General features: G+C 76.2%; 1 protein-coding gene. It reads left to right on the top strand.

All coding sequences use genetic code 11. The annotated features are described in order from the left end of the window. Positions 1-121: 121 nt before the first annotated feature. Positions 122-17,920, top strand: a complete 17,799-nt coding sequence (locus OG309_RS36115) for an SDR family NAD(P)-dependent oxidoreductase (RefSeq protein ID WP_329427542.1) — start codon at positions 122-124, stop codon at positions 17,918-17,920. Positions 17,921-18,040 lie beyond the last annotated feature (120 nt).

The following is an 18,040-nucleotide window of genomic DNA, read 5'->3' on the forward strand; positions in this document are numbered from 1 at the left end:
CAAAGAAAGCGGCGGATGCATGCTCCCGCCACGGAAGGGTACGGACACCCCGCGCGACGCGTCGCGCACCACCCGGAGCAGCGGCCACACGCTCCGCACCGGAACCAGGGGGGGACACGACATGGCCGGCGCCGCCGACCACATAGCCGACGCTGCCCGTGCCGACCGGCACGAGCCCGCTGTCACGCCGAAGCAGACCGGGGGCGACCCGCTCGGGCCCCGCCGCCCGCACGACACGCCCATCGCGGTCGTCGGAGTGGCGTGCCGATTACCCGGGGCGGCGAACCCGGAGGAGTTCTGGCGGCTCCTGCGGGACGGCGTCGACGCCGTCGTCCCCACCCCACCCGAACGATGGGACGCCGACGCCCTCGCGGCGGCGGCGAACGGTCCCGGCGGCAGCGCCGCAACGGAATCCTCCAGCGCCGGTCTGCGGCACGGCGGCTTCCTCGACTGGTCCACCGTCACCGGATTCGACGCCGCCTTCTTCGGCATCGGGCCCCGCGAAGCCGCGGCCATGGACCCCCAGCAGCGGCTGATGCTCGAACTGGGCTGGGAAGCGCTCCAGGACGCCCGCATGATCCCCGGACACGTCGCGGGCAGCCGGACCGGCGTCTTCGTCGGCGCCATCTGGGACGACTACGCCACCCTGCTGCGGCGCCAAGGGCCCGGCTCCGTCGGACGGCACGCCCTGACGGGCCTGCAGCGCGGCGTGATCGCCAACCGTCTCTCGTACCGCCTCGGACTGCGCGGGCCCAGCCTCACGGTCGACTCCGCGCAGTCGTCCTCCCTCGTCGCGGTGCACCTGGCCTGCGAGAGCCTGCGCAGCGGCGAGAGCGAACTCGCTCTCGCCGGTGGCGTGAACCTCGCCCTGGCCGCGGAGACGGCGGCCGTCGCCGCCGCCATGGGCGGACTCTCCCCGACCGGCCGGGTCCGCACCTTCGACGCACGCGCCGACGGCTACGTACGGGGCGAGGGCGGCGCACTCGTCGTCCTCAAGCGCCTCGACCGGGCGCTCGCCGACGGCGACCCGGTCCTCTGCGTGATCCGGGGCAGTGCCACCAACAACGACGGCGGCGGCGAGGGCCTCACCGTCCCCGACCCCCGCGCCCAGGAAGACGTCGTCCGCCAGGCGCACGCGCGCGCCGGCACCACCCCCGACGCCGTCCAGTACGTCGAACTGCACGGAACGGGAACGCCCGTCGGCGACCCCGTCGAGGCCGCCGCACTCGGTGCCGCGCTCGGCCGCAGCCGCGACGCGGCCCGGACCGTTCCGCTTCGCGTCGGTTCCGTCAAGACGAACATCGGCCACCTCGAAGGCGCCGCCGGCATCGCAGGTCTGCTCAAGGTCGTGCTCAGCCTGCGCCACCGGCAGCTCCCGCCGACCCTCCACCACCGGACACCCCCGCCGCACATCCCCCTGGACGCGCTCCACCTGCAGGTGCAGACCGGACTCGGGGCGTGGCCCGACGAGCAACGCGAACTCGTCGCCGGCGTCAGCTCCTTCGGCGTGGGCGGCACCAACTGCCATGTGGTGCTGAGCGAGGCGCCGGGCGCGGTGCGCCCGGAGAGCCCGGAGAGCCCGGCGCGCCCGGAGAGCCCGGAGAGCCCGGCGCGCCCGGAGAGCCCGGAGGCGGAGCGGGAGCGGGAACCGGGCTCGGGTCCGGAGGCCGAAGGGGCCCCGGACGCGGACGCTCCTGCTCCTGTACGTGAACCCACCCCCGTTCCGTGGGTGCTCTCCGCCCGCGATCCCGAGGCCCTCCGCGCGCAGGCCGCTCGCCTCGCCGAGCTCGTGACCCGGCGCCCCCGCCTCGACCCCGTCGACGTGAGCCACTCCCTGGTGACCACCCGGTCGCTGTTCGACCACCGCGCGGTCGTCGTCGGCGCCACCCACGAGGAACTGCTGAGCGGCCTCGCCGCCGTCGCCGAGGGCAGGCCCGCCAGGACCGCGATCGTGCCGCAGGGACCGGCCACCCGCGGAAAGACCGTCCTCGTCTTCCCCGGCCAGGGGTCCCAGTGGGCCGAGATGGGCCGCGACCTGCTCGACCAGGACGAGGTCTTCGCCGAGCACATCGCCGCCTGCGCCCGCGCACTCGCCCCCTTCACCGACTGGTCGCTCACCGCTGTGCTCCGCGGCGAGCCCGGAGCGCCCTCGCTGGAGCGGGTGGACGTCGTGCAGCCCGCGCTGTGGGCCGTCATGGTGTCGCTCGCGGCCGTGTGGAAGGCCCACGGCGTGGTGCCCGACGCGGTCGTCGGCCACTCCCAGGGCGAGATCGCCGCCGCTCATGTCGCGGGCCTGCTGAGCCTCCGCGACGCCGCGAAGACCGTCGCGCTGCGCTCCCGCGCACTGGCCCGGCTGGCCGGGACCGGCGGCATGCTCTCCGTGCCGCTGCCCGCATCCGAGGTCGTCGACCGCATCGCGCCCTGGCAGGACCGCGTCGCCGTGGCCGCCGTCAACGGCCCCTCCTCCACGGTCCTGGCCGGCGACGCCGCCGTACTCGACCGCCTGCTCGCGGCCTACGCGGCCGAGGACGTGCGGGCCCGGCGCGTCGACGTCGACTACGCCTCGCACTCGCCGGGCGTCGAGGCGGTACGGGACGAACTCCTCACCGCCCTCGCCGACATCACCCCCCTGCCCGTCACGGACACCGCCTTCTACTCCACCGTGACCGCGTCCCGCACCACCGACGCCACCCCGCTGGACGCCGCGTACTGGTACCGCAACCTGCGCGGCACCGTGCGCTTCGAGGAGACCGTCCGCGCCCTGCTCGCCGACGGGCACCGGCTGTTCGTCGAGTCCAGCCCGCACCCCGTCCTCGCCGTCGGCGTCCAGGAGACCCTCGACCTCGCCACCGACGCGGACGACCCGGCGGCGGTCGTCGGCACCCTGCGACGGGACCAGGGCGACCGGGTCCGGCTGCTGACCTCCCTCGCCCAGGCCCACGTGGCCGGCTCGGCCGTCGACTGGACCCCCGCGATCCGCGGCGGCCGACCGGTCGACCTGCCCACGTACCCCTTCCAGCGGCGGACCCACTGGCTGCCGACGGGCGGGCCCGCGCCCGACGCCGCTGCCGGCCCCGCCGCCCCGGTCGCTCCCGCCCCCGCCGCGGCGGCTCCCACCACAGCCGCGAGCACCGGGCCTTCCTGGCGGCAGCGGCTCGACGCGGCACCCGACGCCGAGGCGACGGCCACCCTGCTGCTCCGCCTCGTCCAGGACGAGGTCACGGCCGTCCTCGGACTCGACCCGGCGGCTCCGGTCGACACCCACCAGGAGTTCAAGGCGCTGGGCTTCGACTCCCTCGCCGCCGTCGAACTGCGCAACCGGCTCGCCGCAGCCACCGGCCTCCGGCTGCCCACCACCGTCGTCTTCGCCCACCCGACGCCCCGCGCCCTGGCCACCCGGCTCCGCGACGAGCTGTCCGGCCGTGCACCGGAGGGCACCGCCCGGGCAGTCCGGCCGGCGGCCCCCGCCCTCGGCGGCGAGGGCGGCGAGGGAAGCGACGGCGCCGACGGCCACCACGACCCCGTGGTCATCGTCGGCATGGCCTGCCGCTACCCAGGCGGCGTCACGAGCCCCGACGACCTCTGGCGCCTGGTCGCCGAAGGCCGCGACGCCGTCACGGCCTTCCCCGACAACCGGGGCTGGGACCTCGAAGCGCTCTACCACCCGGACCCCGCCCACCCCGGCACGACGTACACCCGGCACGGCGGATTCCTGCACGCGGCCGACCGGTTCGACGCGGAGTTCTTCGGCCTGTCGCCGCGCGAGGCCTTGGCGATGGACCCGCAGCAGCGGCTGCTCCTGGAGACCGGCTGGGAGGCCTTCGAGCGCGCGGGCATCGCCCCGGCCACGCTGCGCGGCAGCAGCACCGGCGTCTTCACCGGACTCATGGCGTCCGACTACGGCCCGCCCCTGCACGAGGCCACCGGCGACACCGAAGGGCACCTGCTCACCGGCAGCGCGGGGAGCGTGGCCTCCGGCCGCATCGCGTACACCCTGGGCCTGGAAGGTCCGGCGGTGTCGGTGGACACGGCCTGCTCCTCTTCGCTGGTGGCGTTGCATCTGGCGGCGCAGTCGTTGCGTCAGGGGGAGTGTTCGCTGGCGCTTGCGGGTGGTGTGACGGTGATGTCGGGTCCTGGCGTCTTCTTGGAGTTCTCGCGTCAGCGTGGCCTTTCTGCGGATGGGCGGTGCCGGGCCTTCTCTGCGGATGCCGACGGTACGGGGTGGGGTGAGGGTGTCGGTGTCGTGGTTCTGGAGCGGTTGTCGGACGCGCGGCGCCTTGGGCATCGTGTGTGGGCGGTGGTGCGTGGTTCGGCGGTGAATCAGGATGGTGCGAGCAATGGTCTGACGGCTCCGAACGGTCTGGCGCAGGAGCGGGTGATCCGTCAGGCGCTGTCCAACGCGGGGCTCGCCCCGGGCGACGTGGACGCCGTGGAGGCGCACGGCACCGGCACCCGACTCGGAGACCCCATCGAGGCCGAGGCGCTGCTCGCGTCGTACGGGCGGTCCCGCCCCGAGGACCGGCCGCTGTACCTCGGCTCGGTCAAGTCGAACATCGGGCACTCCCAGGCCGCGGCCGGTGTCGCCGGTGTCATCAAAATGGTGATGGCGATGCGCCACGGCGTGCTGCCGAGGACACTGCACGTCGACGCCGCGTCGCCGTTCGTCGACTGGGCCTCCGGCGCCGTGGAACTGCTCACCGAACGGACCGCCTGGCATCGGGAGAGCGGCCCGCGCCGGGCCGGGGTCTCCTCGTTCGGGATCAGCGGCACCAACGCCCACGTCATCCTCGAAGAACCCGCGACAGCCGACGACCCCGCGCAGCGGCCTGAGCCCGCGGCCGGTGCGCCGCTGCCCCTCGTCCTGTCCGCGAAGTCGCCCTCCGCCCTGCGCGAGCAGGCCCTGCGTCTCGCGCGCCGCCTGGACGCCGAGGACACGCCGAGCCCGTCGGACACGGCGTACACCCTCGCCGTCGCCCGCGCGGTGTTCGAGCACCGTGCGGTGGTGCTGGGCACCAGCCGAGAGGAACTGCTGGCAGGACTCGCGGCGGTGGCGGCCGGTGCCGAGGGAGTGGTGGCATCCCCCTCCGCTGATTCCGCGCGGGAGGGCGGGCAGGTCGCCGCGCTCTCTGGGGAGTTCGCCCGGGGCGGGGACGTCGACTGGGCGCCGTTGTTCGCCGACGGAGCGGCTCGCACCGTCGAACTGCCCACCTACCCCTTCGCGGGGGAGCGCTACTGGCTGACGCCCCGGACCCAGAGCCCGGTCCGGTCCCCGGCCCGGATCGCGGACCGGACGCCGAGCCGGCCGCCGGCCGCGTCCGGCGGTGCGACCGGCGAGGCCGAGCAGCGCTTCTGGGCCGCCGTACGTGCCGAGGACCCGAAGGCCCTCGCCGAGGAACTGGGCCTCCTCCCGGCCGCCGCATCCGGCCGCCTCGACGAGGACCACGAGCCGGGCGCCGGCGCGACCCCCGAGACCGGTCGGGAAGAGGCGCAGGCGCTCGCCGCGCTCGGTGCGGCGCTGCCCGCGCTGGCACGGTGGGACGGACAGCGGCGCTCCGAGGCCGCTGTGGACGCCCTCCGGTACCGGATCGGCTGGCGGCGCGTGGACGTCGCCGCCGGAGCCGTCGCGGACGGCCCCTGGATCGTGGTCGTGCCCGAGGGACCGGGGCCCCACCCCTGGGCGGGCGCCGCGCAGGCAGCGCTGACCGCGCGCGGCGGCGCCGTACGCGTCGTCACCGTGGACCCGGCGGCGGACCGCGAGGCGATGGGCGCCCTGCTGCGCCCGCACCTCGACGCGCCGCGCCCGGTCGGGGTGCTGTCCCTCCTGGCCTTCGCCGAGGGCCACTCGCCCGCACACCCCTCCGTCCCCGCCGGCCTCGCGGCCACCCTCGCGCTGACCCAGGCGCTCGGCGACGATCCGGCGGCAGCCCGTACCCGTCTCTGGTACGCGACGACGGGCGCCGTCACCACCGGTGCCGAAGACCCGTCGACCGAACCCGAACAGGCCCACATCTGGGGCCTGGGGCGGATCGTGGCCCTGGAACACCCGGAACGGTGGGGCGGCCTCCTCGACCTGCCCGAGCGACCCGACGGAGCCTCCGCCGACCGACTCGGCGCCGTCCTCGCCGGCGCCGTGGCCGCCGAGGACCAACTCGCCCTGCGCCCCGGCGGCGACCTCCTCGCGCGCCGCCTGGAGCGCGCTCCTGTCCGTACGCCCGCGTCCCCCCGTACGCTCACCGGCTCGCGTACGGCCGGCCGCCTCCGCCGACCGGCCGGGGGCACCGCCCTCGTCACCGGCGGCACCGGAGCCCTGGGGGCCCAGGTCGCGCGCCGGCTGGCCGAAGCGGGGGCCGAGCATCTGCTCCTCGTCAGCAGGAGCGGTGAACGGGCGCAGGGAGCGGAGGAGTTACGTGCGGAGCTGACCGGCCTCGGCGCCCGCGTCACCTTCGCCGCATGCGACGTCGCCGACCGCGACGCCCTCGCCGACGTCCTCGCCGACCTGCCGGACGCCCTTCCCCTGACCACCGTCGTCCATGCGGCCGGGCAGCTCGACGACGCCCTCCTCGCCGCGCTGACCCCCGCCCAGCTCGAACGGGCCCTGGGCGCCAAGGCGTCGGGCGCCCGGAACCTGGACGAGCTGACCCGCGACGCGCGGCTGGACGCCTTCGTCCTCTTCTCCTCCGTCGCCGCGACCTGGGGCCTGCCCGGCCAGGGCGGATACGCCCCCGGCAACGCCTTCCTCGACGCGCTCGCCGAGCGCCGCCGTGCCGCCGGGTTGCCCGCCACCTCGATCGCCTGGGGTGCGTGGGAGGGGGCCGGAATGGCCGCGGAGACCGCCGTGGCCGACGAGTTCGAACGCGTCGGCCTCGGCCGGCTCCGGACTCAGGAGGCCCTGGCCGCCCTCGACCAGGCCCTGACCGGCGACGACGTCTGCGTCACCGTCGCCCGGGTGGACTGGGCCCGATTCCTGCCCGCCGCCACCGCGGGCGGCCCCCGGCCCCTGTTCGCCGAACTGCCCGAGGCGCGGTACGCGACCGGCGACACCGCGCGCGGCGGCGCGGAACCGGCCCGCGAGGGCCTGGCCGTCCGGTTGGCCGGCCTCGACGCGGCCGAGCGCGAGCGGGAGGTGTCCGGCGTCGTCCGTGGCGTCGTCGCCACCGTCCTCGGCTTCGCCTCTCCCGAACGCATCCGGGACGGGCGGCCGTTCTCCGAACTGGGCCTGACCTCCCTCACCGGCCTGGACCTGCGCAACCGGCTCGGTGCCGCCACCGGACTCGTCCTGCCCGCCACGCTCGTCTTCGACCACCCCACTCCGAAGGCGGTGACCCGGCTCGTCCTCTCCCTGCTCACCGGCGAGGGCGACGGCGGCGGCGCGGGCACCGGAGGCGGCGCCGTCGTTCCCGTGCCGTCCGCCGCGCGCGCCTCGTCCGTCGACGATCCGGTCGTCATCGTCGGCATGGCCTGCCGCTACCCCGGCGACGTCACCGGCCCCGAGGACCTGTGGGAGCTCGTCGCCTCGGGCGGCGACGCCATAGGCGCGATGCCGCGGGACCGTGGCTGGGACGTGGACCGGCTGTTCCACCCGGAGCCGGGCCGGCCGGGGACCACGTACACCCGCAGCGGCGGATTCCTCTACGGCGCCGCCGAGTTCGACGCCGAGTTCTTCGGGATCAGCCCGCGCGAGGCGCTGGCGATGGACCCGCAGCAGCGGCTGCTCCTGGAGACGTCCTGGGAGGCCATCGAGCGCGCGGGGATCGACCCGACCTCCCTGCGCGGCACCGGCACCGGTGTGTACGTCGGCACCTCCCTCGGCGAGTACGGACCCCGCCTGTCGGAGCCGGCCGAGGGCGCCGACGGCTACGTCCTGACCGGCAGCGCGGGGAGCGTGGCCTCCGGCCGCATCGCCTACGCGCTGGGTCTGGAGGGCCCTGCCGTGTCCGTCGACACCGCCTGCTCCACCTCCCTGGTGGCGTTGCATCTGGCGGCGCAGTCGTTGCGTCAGGGGGAGTGTTCGCTGGCGCTTGCGGGTGGTGTGACGGTGATGTCGGGTCCTGGCGTCTTCTTGGAGTTCTCGCGTCAGCGTGGCCTTTCTGCGGATGGGCGGTGCCGGGCCTTCTCTGCGGATGCCGACGGTACGGGGTGGGGTGAGGGTGTCGGTGTCGTGGTTCTGGAGCGGTTGTCGGACGCGCGGCGCCTTGGGCATCGTGTGTGGGCGGTGGTGCGTGGTTCGGCGGTGAATCAGGATGGTGCGAGCAATGGTCTGACGGCTCCGAACGGTCTGGCGCAGGAGCGGGTGATCCGTCAGGCGCTGTCCAACGCGGGGCTCGCCCCGGGCGACGTGGACGCCGTGGAGGCGCACGGCACCGGCACCCGACTCGGAGACCCCATCGAAGCACGCGCCCTGCTGGCCACCTACGGCCGCGGACGCGACGCGGGCACCCCCGTCCGTCTCGGCTCCCTCAAGTCGAACATCGGCCACACCCAGGCCGCGGCCGGAGTCGGCGGCGTCATCAAAATGGTGATGGCGATGTGCCACGGCGTGCTGCCGAAGACCCTCCATGCCGACGAGCCGACCCCGCACGCCGACTGGTCCACGGGGGCGGTGGAACTCCTCACCGAGAGCCTTCCCTGGCCCGCGGCGGGCCGCCCGCGGCGGGCGGCGGTCTCCTCGTTCGGGATCAGCGGCACCAACGCCCACGTCATCCTCGAAGAACCCGCGATACCGGCCGTCTCGGCCGTCTCGGCCGGTTCGGCTGCCCCGGCGGAGCGGCCGGAGCCCGAGGAGACGCACGGCGCCGGAGACACCGTCCCCTGGGCGCTGTCGGGCCGGACGCCGGACGCGCTGCGCGCACAGGCCGCCCGGCTGCGGACGGCACTGACCGGGCGCGTGGACGTTCCGGACCCCCTGGCGGTGGCCCGTGCGCTGACCACCACCCGTACCGTCTTCGAGCACCGTGCGGTGGTGCTCGGCACCCGCCGAGAGGAACTGCTCGAAGGGCTCGCTGCCGTCGCCGCCGGTGCCGCAGGGGTCGTGGCCGCGGCCGTGACCGGCACCACCGACGGGCCCGTGACCGCCGTCGCCGAGGAGTTCGCCCGCGGCGGCGACGTCGACTGGACACCGGTCCTGGGACGGGCCGAAGGCACATGGCCGGCGGAACTGCCCACCTACCCCTTCCAGCGCAGGCGCTACTGGCTGCCGACGTCCGCCGCCCACGCCGAAGCGCCGCAGGGTCCGGGCCAGGAGTCGCTGGACCACCCCATGCTGTCGGCGGTGCTGCGACTGGCGGGGACGGACGAGTACGTCCTCACCGGCCGGGTCTCCGAGGCCGCGCAGCCCTGGCTCACGGACCACCGGGTCGGCGACACCGTGCTCCTGCCCGGCACCGCCTTCGTGGACCTGGCGCTCCGCGCGGGCGGCCTGGCCGGCTGCGGCGTGCTCGCCGAACTCGGCGTGACCGCACCGCTCGTGCCCCCGCCGACCGGCGCGGTCGCGCTCCAGGTGGCGGTCGGTTCGGCCGGTGCGGATGGGCGCCGTTCCGTACGGATCTTCTCCCGCCCCGAGAACGCCGCCGAGGGCCAGGCGTGGCAGCAGCACGCCACGGGCCTGCTCGCCCCCGTCCCCGAGGAACCCGCTCCCTCGCAGGAGACGCTCGGCGCGTGGCCGCCGCTGCACGCCTCGGCGATCGACGTGACCGACCTCTACGACCGGTTGGCACGGCGTGGCTACGGCTACGGGCCCGCCTTCCAAGGGCTCACACGGGCCTGGCGGACCGACGGAGCCGTGTACGCCGAGGTCGCCCTGGCCGAAGCCGAAGCCGAAGCCGAAGCCGAAGCCGCGGAAGCCGAGCCCGGCCTCGGGCCCGATGGCGGCACCGAAGCCGCCGCGAGCGGCGGGTACGTCCTGCACCCCGCGCTCCTGGACGCGGCCCTCCACACCCTCGGCCTGGCGTCCGACGGACCCGAGTCGGGCGCCCTTGACGAGGCCGACGTCCTGCTGCCGTTCGCCTGGCAGGACACCACGGTCGACGTCGAAGGGGCGACACGCCTGCGCGTCCGGCTGACGACCGAGGGGCCCGATGCCGGGCGGCTGACCGCGTACGACGAGCAGGGCCGGCGCGTCGCGTCCGTCGGCTCCGTCGTCCTGCGGCCCGCGCCGGACGACCTGACCGCCGGACCGGCTGCACCGGCCGGACAGGCCGACTCCGGGGGCCCGGGGCTCTACCGGCTCGACTGGCCCGTCGTCCCGTTCCCCGCGTCCGTGGGGGACCCGCTGAGCGGTGTCGTACTGCTCGGTGACACCGACGTGCCGATGCTCGCAGCGGTGGCGCGCCGTCACACCGGTCTCACCGCCCTGCGCGCCGCGCTCGACGCGGGCGAACCCGTACCCGGGCTCGTCCTCGCCGACGCCGGGCACCGGACGGACGGCCGGCCGTCCGGCGGCGCGCCCGAGACGGCCGCCGCCACGGCGGCACGCGTCCTCGCGCTGGCCCAGGAGTGGCTTTCCGACCCGCGACTCGAAGCCTCGCGCCTCGTCGTGGTGACCCGGTCGGCCGTCGCCGTGGCGGCGCACGAGGCCGCCGATCCCGCCCAGGCCGCCGTATGGGGCCTGATCCGCTCCGCCCAGACCGAGCACCCCGGCCGGTTCGTCCTGGCCGACCTCGCCGGCCCCGCCGGCCCCGCCGAGCGCGCCGACCTGGCCGACGTCGCCGCCCTCGCGGCGGGCGAGCCGCAACTGGCCCTGCGAGGCGGGGCAGCGCACGTGCCCCGTCTGGTACGAGCCACCCCGCCCGACGGGGACACCTCCACCGCGCCCACCGCCTTCGACCCCGACGGCACCGTGCTCGTCACCGGCGGCACCGGGCTGCTCGGCCGACTCGTCGCCCGGCACCTCGTGACCCGGCACGGCGTACGCCGTCTGCTGTTGGCAGGACGCAGCGGTGCCGCGGCACCGGGAGCCGAGGAGTTACGCGCCGAGCTCGCGGCCCACGGCGCGCACACCACCCTGGCCGCCTGCGACGTCACGGACCCCGACGCCTTGGCCGCACTGCTCACGAGCATCCCGGACGCGCACCCCCTGACCGCCGTCGTGCACGCGGCCGGTGCTCTCGACGACGGGGCGATCACGGCGCTGACCCCCGATCGGCTGCGGCGCGTCCTGCGACCGAAGGCCGAAGCCGCCTGGCGCCTCCACGAACTGACCCGCGATCTCCCCCTGTCCGCGTTCGTGCTGTTCTCCTCGGCCGCCGGAATCCTCGGCTCGGCCGGGCAGGGCAACTACGCCGCCGCCAACGCCTTCCTCGACGCCCTCGCCACCCGGCGGCGTGCCGCGGGGCTTCCCGCGACCGCTCTCGCCTGGGGCCTGTGGGAAGAGCGCAGCGAGCTGACCGCCGGGCTCGACGCGACCGCCCTGCGACGCCTCGCGCGCACGGGCCTTCAGCCGCTGGCCACGGCCGACGGCCTCGCCCTCCTCGACGCCGCCCTCGCGGCGGACGAGCCGGCCCTCGTGCCGCTCCACCTGGACCTCGCCGGTCTCGCTGAAGCGGCCGGACCCGCAGGACCCTCCGGGCCTGCGGGCACCGCCGACCCCGCCGGCCCCGCCGATCGGGATCAGCCCGTTCCGGCACCCCTGCGCGAGCTGGTGCGCGACCGGGCGGCAGGCCCGGCCCGCCCGCTGCGCCGCCCGACCGCCACGCGCCGTACCGCCCCCGCTCCCGCCGACGCCCTCGCCGAACAGGTGCGGTCCATGGCGGACGCCGAGCGTACGAGGACGCTCACCGCCCTCGTACGCGCACAGGCCGCGGCCGTGCTCGGGCTCGACGCGCTGGACGAGACGCAGGACGAACGGGCCTTCTCGGAGCTGGGCATGGACTCGCTCACGGCCCTCGAACTGCGTAACCGGCTCGGCGCGGCGACCGGACTCACCCTGCCCGCCGGGCTCGTCTTCGACCGCCCCACCCCGCGCGAGCTCGCCGCCTACCTGGCCTCCCGACTGCACGGCGCCACCCCGGGTTCCACCGAGACGACGAAGAGCGGCCCCGGGCCCGTCACCGCGCCCGCGGACGACGACCCGATCGCCATCGTCGCCATGGCCTGCCGCTACCCCGGCCGCCCAGGGGACACGGCCGGCGGCGACGCCACGGGTGACATCACCACCCCGGAAGCGCTGTGGGCCCTGGTCGCCGCAGGTGGCGACGCCGTCGGGGACATGCCGCGCGACCGGGGCTGGAACCCGGACGAGCTGTACGACCCCGAGCCGGGCCGCCCGGGCCGCAGCTACACGCGGCGGGGGTCCTTCCTGCGGGGAGCGGCCGAGTTCGACGCCGAGTTCTTCGGGATCAGCCCGCGCGAGGCGCTGGCGATGGACCCCCAGCAGCGGCTGCTCCTGGAGACGTCCTGGGAGGTCGTGGAGCGGGCGGGCATCGACCCGGCGAAGCTGCGCGGCTCCCGGACCGGTGTCTTCGCCGGCGTGATGTACCACGACTACGGGTCCTGGGTGCGCCGGGTCCCCGAGGAGGTCGAGGGCTACCTCGGGTCGGGCACGGCGGGCAGTGTCGCCTCCGGCCGGATCGCCTACACCCTGGGGCTCGAGGGTCCTGCCGTGTCCGTCGACACGGCCTGCTCCTCCTCGCTCGTCGCCCTGCACCTCGCCGTACAGTCCCTGCGGTCCGGCGAGAGCGAACTCGCCCTGGCCGGCGGTGTGACGGTGATGGCGACCCCGACGCCGTTCGTCGAGTTCTCCCGGCAGCGCGGCCTCGCGTCCGACGGGCGCTGCAAGCCGTTCGCCGCCGCCGCCGACGGCACCGGCTGGGGCGAGGGCGCCGGAGTACTGCTCCTCGAACGCATGTCGGACGCGCGCCGCAACGGGCACCCCGTCCTCGCCGTCATCCGCGGCTCCGCCGTCAACCAGGACGGCGCCAGCAACGGCCTCACCGCTCCCAACGGGCCCTCGCAACAGCGCGTGATCCGCCAGGCGCTGGCCGGCGCCGGACTGACCCCGGCCGACGTGGACGCCGTCGAGGCGCACGGCACCGGCACCTCCCTGGGCGACCCCATCGAGGCCGAGGCGATCCACGCCGTCTACGGCGAGGACCGCGTACCGGACCGCCCGCTCTTCCTCGGCTCGGTCAAGTCGAACATCGGCCACACCCAGGCCGCGGCGGGTGTCGCGGGTGTCATCAAGATGGTGATGGCGATGCGTCACGGGGCCCTGCCGAAGACCCTCCACGTCGACCAGCCGACCCCGCACGTCGACTGGTCCTCCGGCGCGGTGGAACTCCTCACCGAGAGCCTTCCCTGGCCCGCGGCGGGCCGGCCGCGCCGGGCCGGGGTGTCCTCCTTCGGGATCAGCGGCACCAACGCCCACGTCATCCTCGAACAGGCCCCCGCCGAACCTGCCGCGAGCACGGCCCCGCGACCGCGCGGGCCCGTCGGCTCCGCCGCCGTGCCGATGCTGCTGTCCGGCCGCACCCCCGCACACCTGCGGGACCAGGCCGCGCGGATACGCCGGCGGCTCGACGAGCGTCCCGACCTGCGCCCGCTCGACGTCGGCGCCGCACTCGCCACCGGACGCACGGCCTTCGAGCACCGGGCGGCACTGCTCTCCACCTCCCGCGAGGACTTCCTGGAACGCCTCGACGACCTGATCGAGGGCGAGGACACGCCAGGACCGCCCGGACAGGCGTGGGGACGCCCGACCGGCGGCGGCCTCGCCCTCGTGTTCGCCGGCCAGGGCAGCCAACGCCTCGCCATGGGCCGGCAGCTCGCCGCACACCACCCCGTCTTCGCCGAGGCCTTCGCCGAGGTCCGCGCCGCCCTCGACCCCCACCTCCCGCGCCCCCTGCACGAAGTGATCGACGCCGACACCGACGCCCACGAGGACGCGGACGAAGCCGCGGCACTGCACTCCACCGCGTACACCCAGCCCGCCCTGTTCGCCGTCGAGGTCGCACTCTTCCGGCTCCTCGACCACCTCGGCGTACGACCCGACGCCCTGGCGGGCCACTCCGTCGGCGAGCTCGCCGCCGCGCACGTGGCGGGGGTGCTCGACCTCGCCGACGCCGCCACCCTGGTGACCGCCCGAGGCCGTCTGATGCAGGCCCTCCCGCACGGCGGGGCGATGGTCGCGGTGGACGCGCCCGAGGAGAAGATCCTGCCGCTGCTCACGGCGGGCGTGTCGGTCGCCGCCGTCAACGGCCCCTCCGCCGTGGTCCTCTCCGGCCCGACCGAACCGGTGCTGGCCCTCGCCCGGCGCCTCGGCGACACCGGGCACCGGGTCACCCGGCTCCGCGTCAGCCACGCCTTCCACTCGGCGCTGATGGACCCGATGCTCGACGGACTACGGTCCGTCGCGGAGAAGCTGACCTTCCACCCGCCCGTCCTGCCCATCGTGTCCACGGTGACCGGAGAGCCGGTGACCGCCGAGACCCTGTCGTCGCCCGCGTACTGGGCGGAGCAGGTGCGCAGGCCGGTACGGTTCCACGACGCCGTGCGCCGACTGGCCGAGAACGGTGCGCGGACCCTGCTGGACGCCGGGCCGGACGGTTCGCTGGCCGGGCTCGTCGCGGGCTGGGGCGACCCCTCCCTCGCCCCCGTCGCCGCCCTGCGCCGCGACCGGCCCGAGGGCGACGCCCTGGCCGACGCGCTCGGCCGGCTGCACGTACGCGGGGTGCCCGTCGACTGGGACACCTACTTCGCGGGCACCGGCGCCCGCCGGATCGACCTGCCGACCTCCGCTTTCCGCCCCGAGCGCTACTGGCTGCCGACGGACGCCGAGAACGGCCTCGGTGACGGCAACCAGCCCGGCAGCGGGAACGGCACGGGGAGCGGTACCGCGGGCGGCACCGGCACCGGGACCGGGGTCGGGGCCGGGACCGGGGCCGGGGGTGGTTCCCGGGACGCCCTCGACAGCGCCGGTCTCCAGACCCCCGGCCATCCGCTGCTCGGCGCCCGCCTCGAACTCCCGGACACCGATGAGCTCGTGCTCACGGGTGCCCTGTCCCTCGCCACCCACCCCTGGCTCGCCGACCACCGGGTCGGCGGCGAGGCCCTGCTGCCCGGCACCGCGTTCGTGGAGCTCGCGCTCTGGGCCGGCGCCCGGGCCGGCTGCGACCGCCTCGCCGAGCTCACCCTCGACCGGCCGCTGTACCTGCCCGAGCACGGGGCCGTCCAGCTGAACGTGCGCCTGGCGGCGGCCGGCCCCGGTGGCGGGCGCCGCCTGACCGTTCACGCGCGCCCCGCCGCCGCCGAAGGCGCGGCCTCCGACGCCGCCTGGACGTTGCACGCCACCGGTTCCCTGACACCTCCGGACGCGGCGGACTCCCCGTCCGATACCGCTCCTTGGGCGGACGGCGCCGCCTGGCCGCCCCCCGGGGCCACCCCCGTCCCCGTCGCCCCGCTCTACGAGCGGCTGGCCGCGGCGGGCGTCGGCTACGGGCCGGCGTTCCGGGGGCTGCGCGCGGCGTGGAGCCTCGGCGAGCACCTCTTCGCCGAGGTGGCCCTGGAGCCGGAGGAGGGCGCCGATGCCGCGCGGTTCGCCGCGCACCCCGCGCTGCTGGACGCGGCCCTGCACGCCGCCGCGCTCCGCACGCTCCAGGACCACGCCGGAGCGGCGCCGGCACCGCTGCTGCCCTTCGCCTGGAGCGGAGTGACGCTGCACGCCGAAGGCGCCGACCGGCTGCGGATCCGGCTCACCGTGCGGGAGTCGACCGTCGCGCTGGAGCTCGCGGACCCGACGGGCCGGCCCGTCGCCACGGTCGGCTCCCTGGTGCTGCGGCCGGCCCAGGAGCGCACGCCTTCGTCCACCGCGCGGCCGTCCGGCGGATCGGCGGGCGCGCTGTACGCGGTGCGTTGGCGACCCGGCCGGCCCGGACCGGAACCCGCCCTCGCCCCTCCCGTACGGCTCGCCGTCGTGGGTCAGGACCCGTCGCACGGTCTCGCGGACCTGCCCGGCAGCACACGTCACGCCGACCTCGACGCCTTGATGGTCTCGCTGGAGCTCGGTGGCCCTGCGCCGCGGTTCGTCCTCGTCCCCGTACCGACCGGTGGCGCGGAGGGGGAGGAGCACGCGGACCTCACGCAGAGGACGCGCACCGCTCTGCGCCGCGTCACCGCGCTGCTGCGGTCCTGGGCGGCCGAACCGCGCCTCGACTCGACCCGCCTGGTCCTCGTGACCCGCGGCGCCGTGGCCACCGGCCCCGACGACGCTCCCGCCGACCCGGCGACGGCGGCGGTGTGGGGCCTCGGGCGGTCCGCGCAGCGTGAACACCCCGGCCGCGTGATCCTGCTGGACACCGACGCGACGGCCGCTTCCACGGCTGCCCTGGCCGCGATGCCAGGCGCGGTGGAGACCCGACTGGCCCTGCGCCAGGGCGCGTTCCTCGTCCCGCGGCTCGTCCGCGAACCGGACCCGGCCTCCCGTACGCCGGGAGGGCAGCGGCCCGCTCCGGGCTTCGGGCCCGACGGCACCGTCCTGATCACCGGCGGCACCGGAGCGCTGGGCGGCACGGTCGCGCGTCACCTGGTCGTGGAGCACGGCGTACGGCACTTGCTGCTCACCGGCCGCCGCGGCCAGGAGGCCCCCGGCGCCGACCGCCTGGCCGCCGAACTCGCGGAGCTGGGCGCCCAGGTGCGCGTCGAGGCCTGCGACGTCTCGGACCGTGACGCGCTCGCCCGGCTGCTCGACTCCGTCGCGGCCGAGCGGCCGCTGCGGGCCGTCGTGCACTGCGCCGGCGTCCTCGACGACGGCGTCCTCGCCACCCTCACCCCCGACCGCCTCGCCCGGGTCCTCGGCCCCAAGGCCGATGCCGCCGGGCACCTGCACGAGCTGACCCGGGACCACGAGCTGACGGCCTTCGTGCTGTTCTCCTCGGCCGCCGGGGTGCTCGGCTCGGCAGGGCAGGCCAACTACGCCGCCGCCAACGCCTTCCTCGACGCGCTCGCCGCCCACCGCCGCCACCTCGATCTGCCCGCCACGTCCCTCGCCTGGGGCTGGTGGGACGACGCCCAGGGCATGGCGGGCGGGCTCGGCGCGGCCGACCGGGCCAGGATGAGCGCCTCCGGAGTCGCGCCGTTCGCGCCGGGGGAGGGCCTCGCGCTGTTCGACGCGGCGCTCCGGTACGGCGGGGCCGCCCTCGTCCCCGTCCGGCTCGACACCGACGTCCTGCGCGAACAGGCCGCACAGGACCGGCTCGACCCGTTCCTCGCGGAGGCCGTACCCGACTCCGACACGGGCCTGGCCACGGGCACCCCCCGGCGCCGGGCGGCCACCTCGGCAGGACAGGGCTCACGCGTCCCGGTCTGGCGCGAGCGCCTTCGGGGCACCGTGCCCGAGCGGCGCGCGGACCTGCTGCTCGACCTGGTCCGCCGGGAGATCGCCAAGGTGCTCGGTCGGCGTTCGCACGTCGGCGTCGACGCCCACGACCGCCTCCTCGACCTGGGGCTCGACTCCCTGACGGCCGTCGAACTCCGCAACCGCCTCACCGAGTCGAGCGGACTCCAACTGCCGACCACCTTCGTCTTCGACCATCCGACCCCGGCCCGGCTGACCGACCGCCTGGGGGAACTGCTCGCCGCGTCGGCGCCACCGGAGGAGAAGGCGGCCGACGCCGGGAGCGGGGACGCGGAACCCGGCCCGGACCCGGCCGACGACGTGCTCGCCGCGCTCGACCTGCTGGAACGCTCCCTTGGTGTCGCGCCCCCCGACCCACGGGTCCGGACGCGCCTGGCGGCGCTGCTCGGCGCGCCCGGGGGAGGCCCCGTCCAGGACGTCGGCAACCCGACGGCGGCGGGCCTTCCGCCCTCGCCCGGGAACGGCGCCGGGCCGTCGCCTTCCGGGCCGTCGCCCGCCGGTCCGCCACCGGCCGCCGCCGACGAACTGCTCGCCTTCATCGACGAGAACCTCCGAAGGCGCGGACCCGCACGCTGATCCGAGGGCTCACGTGAGGGGGACGGCCGCTCCGCCCGGCAGCCCCGCACCCCCCTCCGCCCCGTCCGTCCCACCAGCACAGCACGACACACATCCGCCCCGCGCGACCACGAGTGAGGA

The organism is Streptomyces sp. NBC_01268, from assembly GCF_036240795.1.
Classification (GTDB): Bacteria; Actinomycetota; Actinomycetes; order Streptomycetales; family Streptomycetaceae; genus Streptomyces.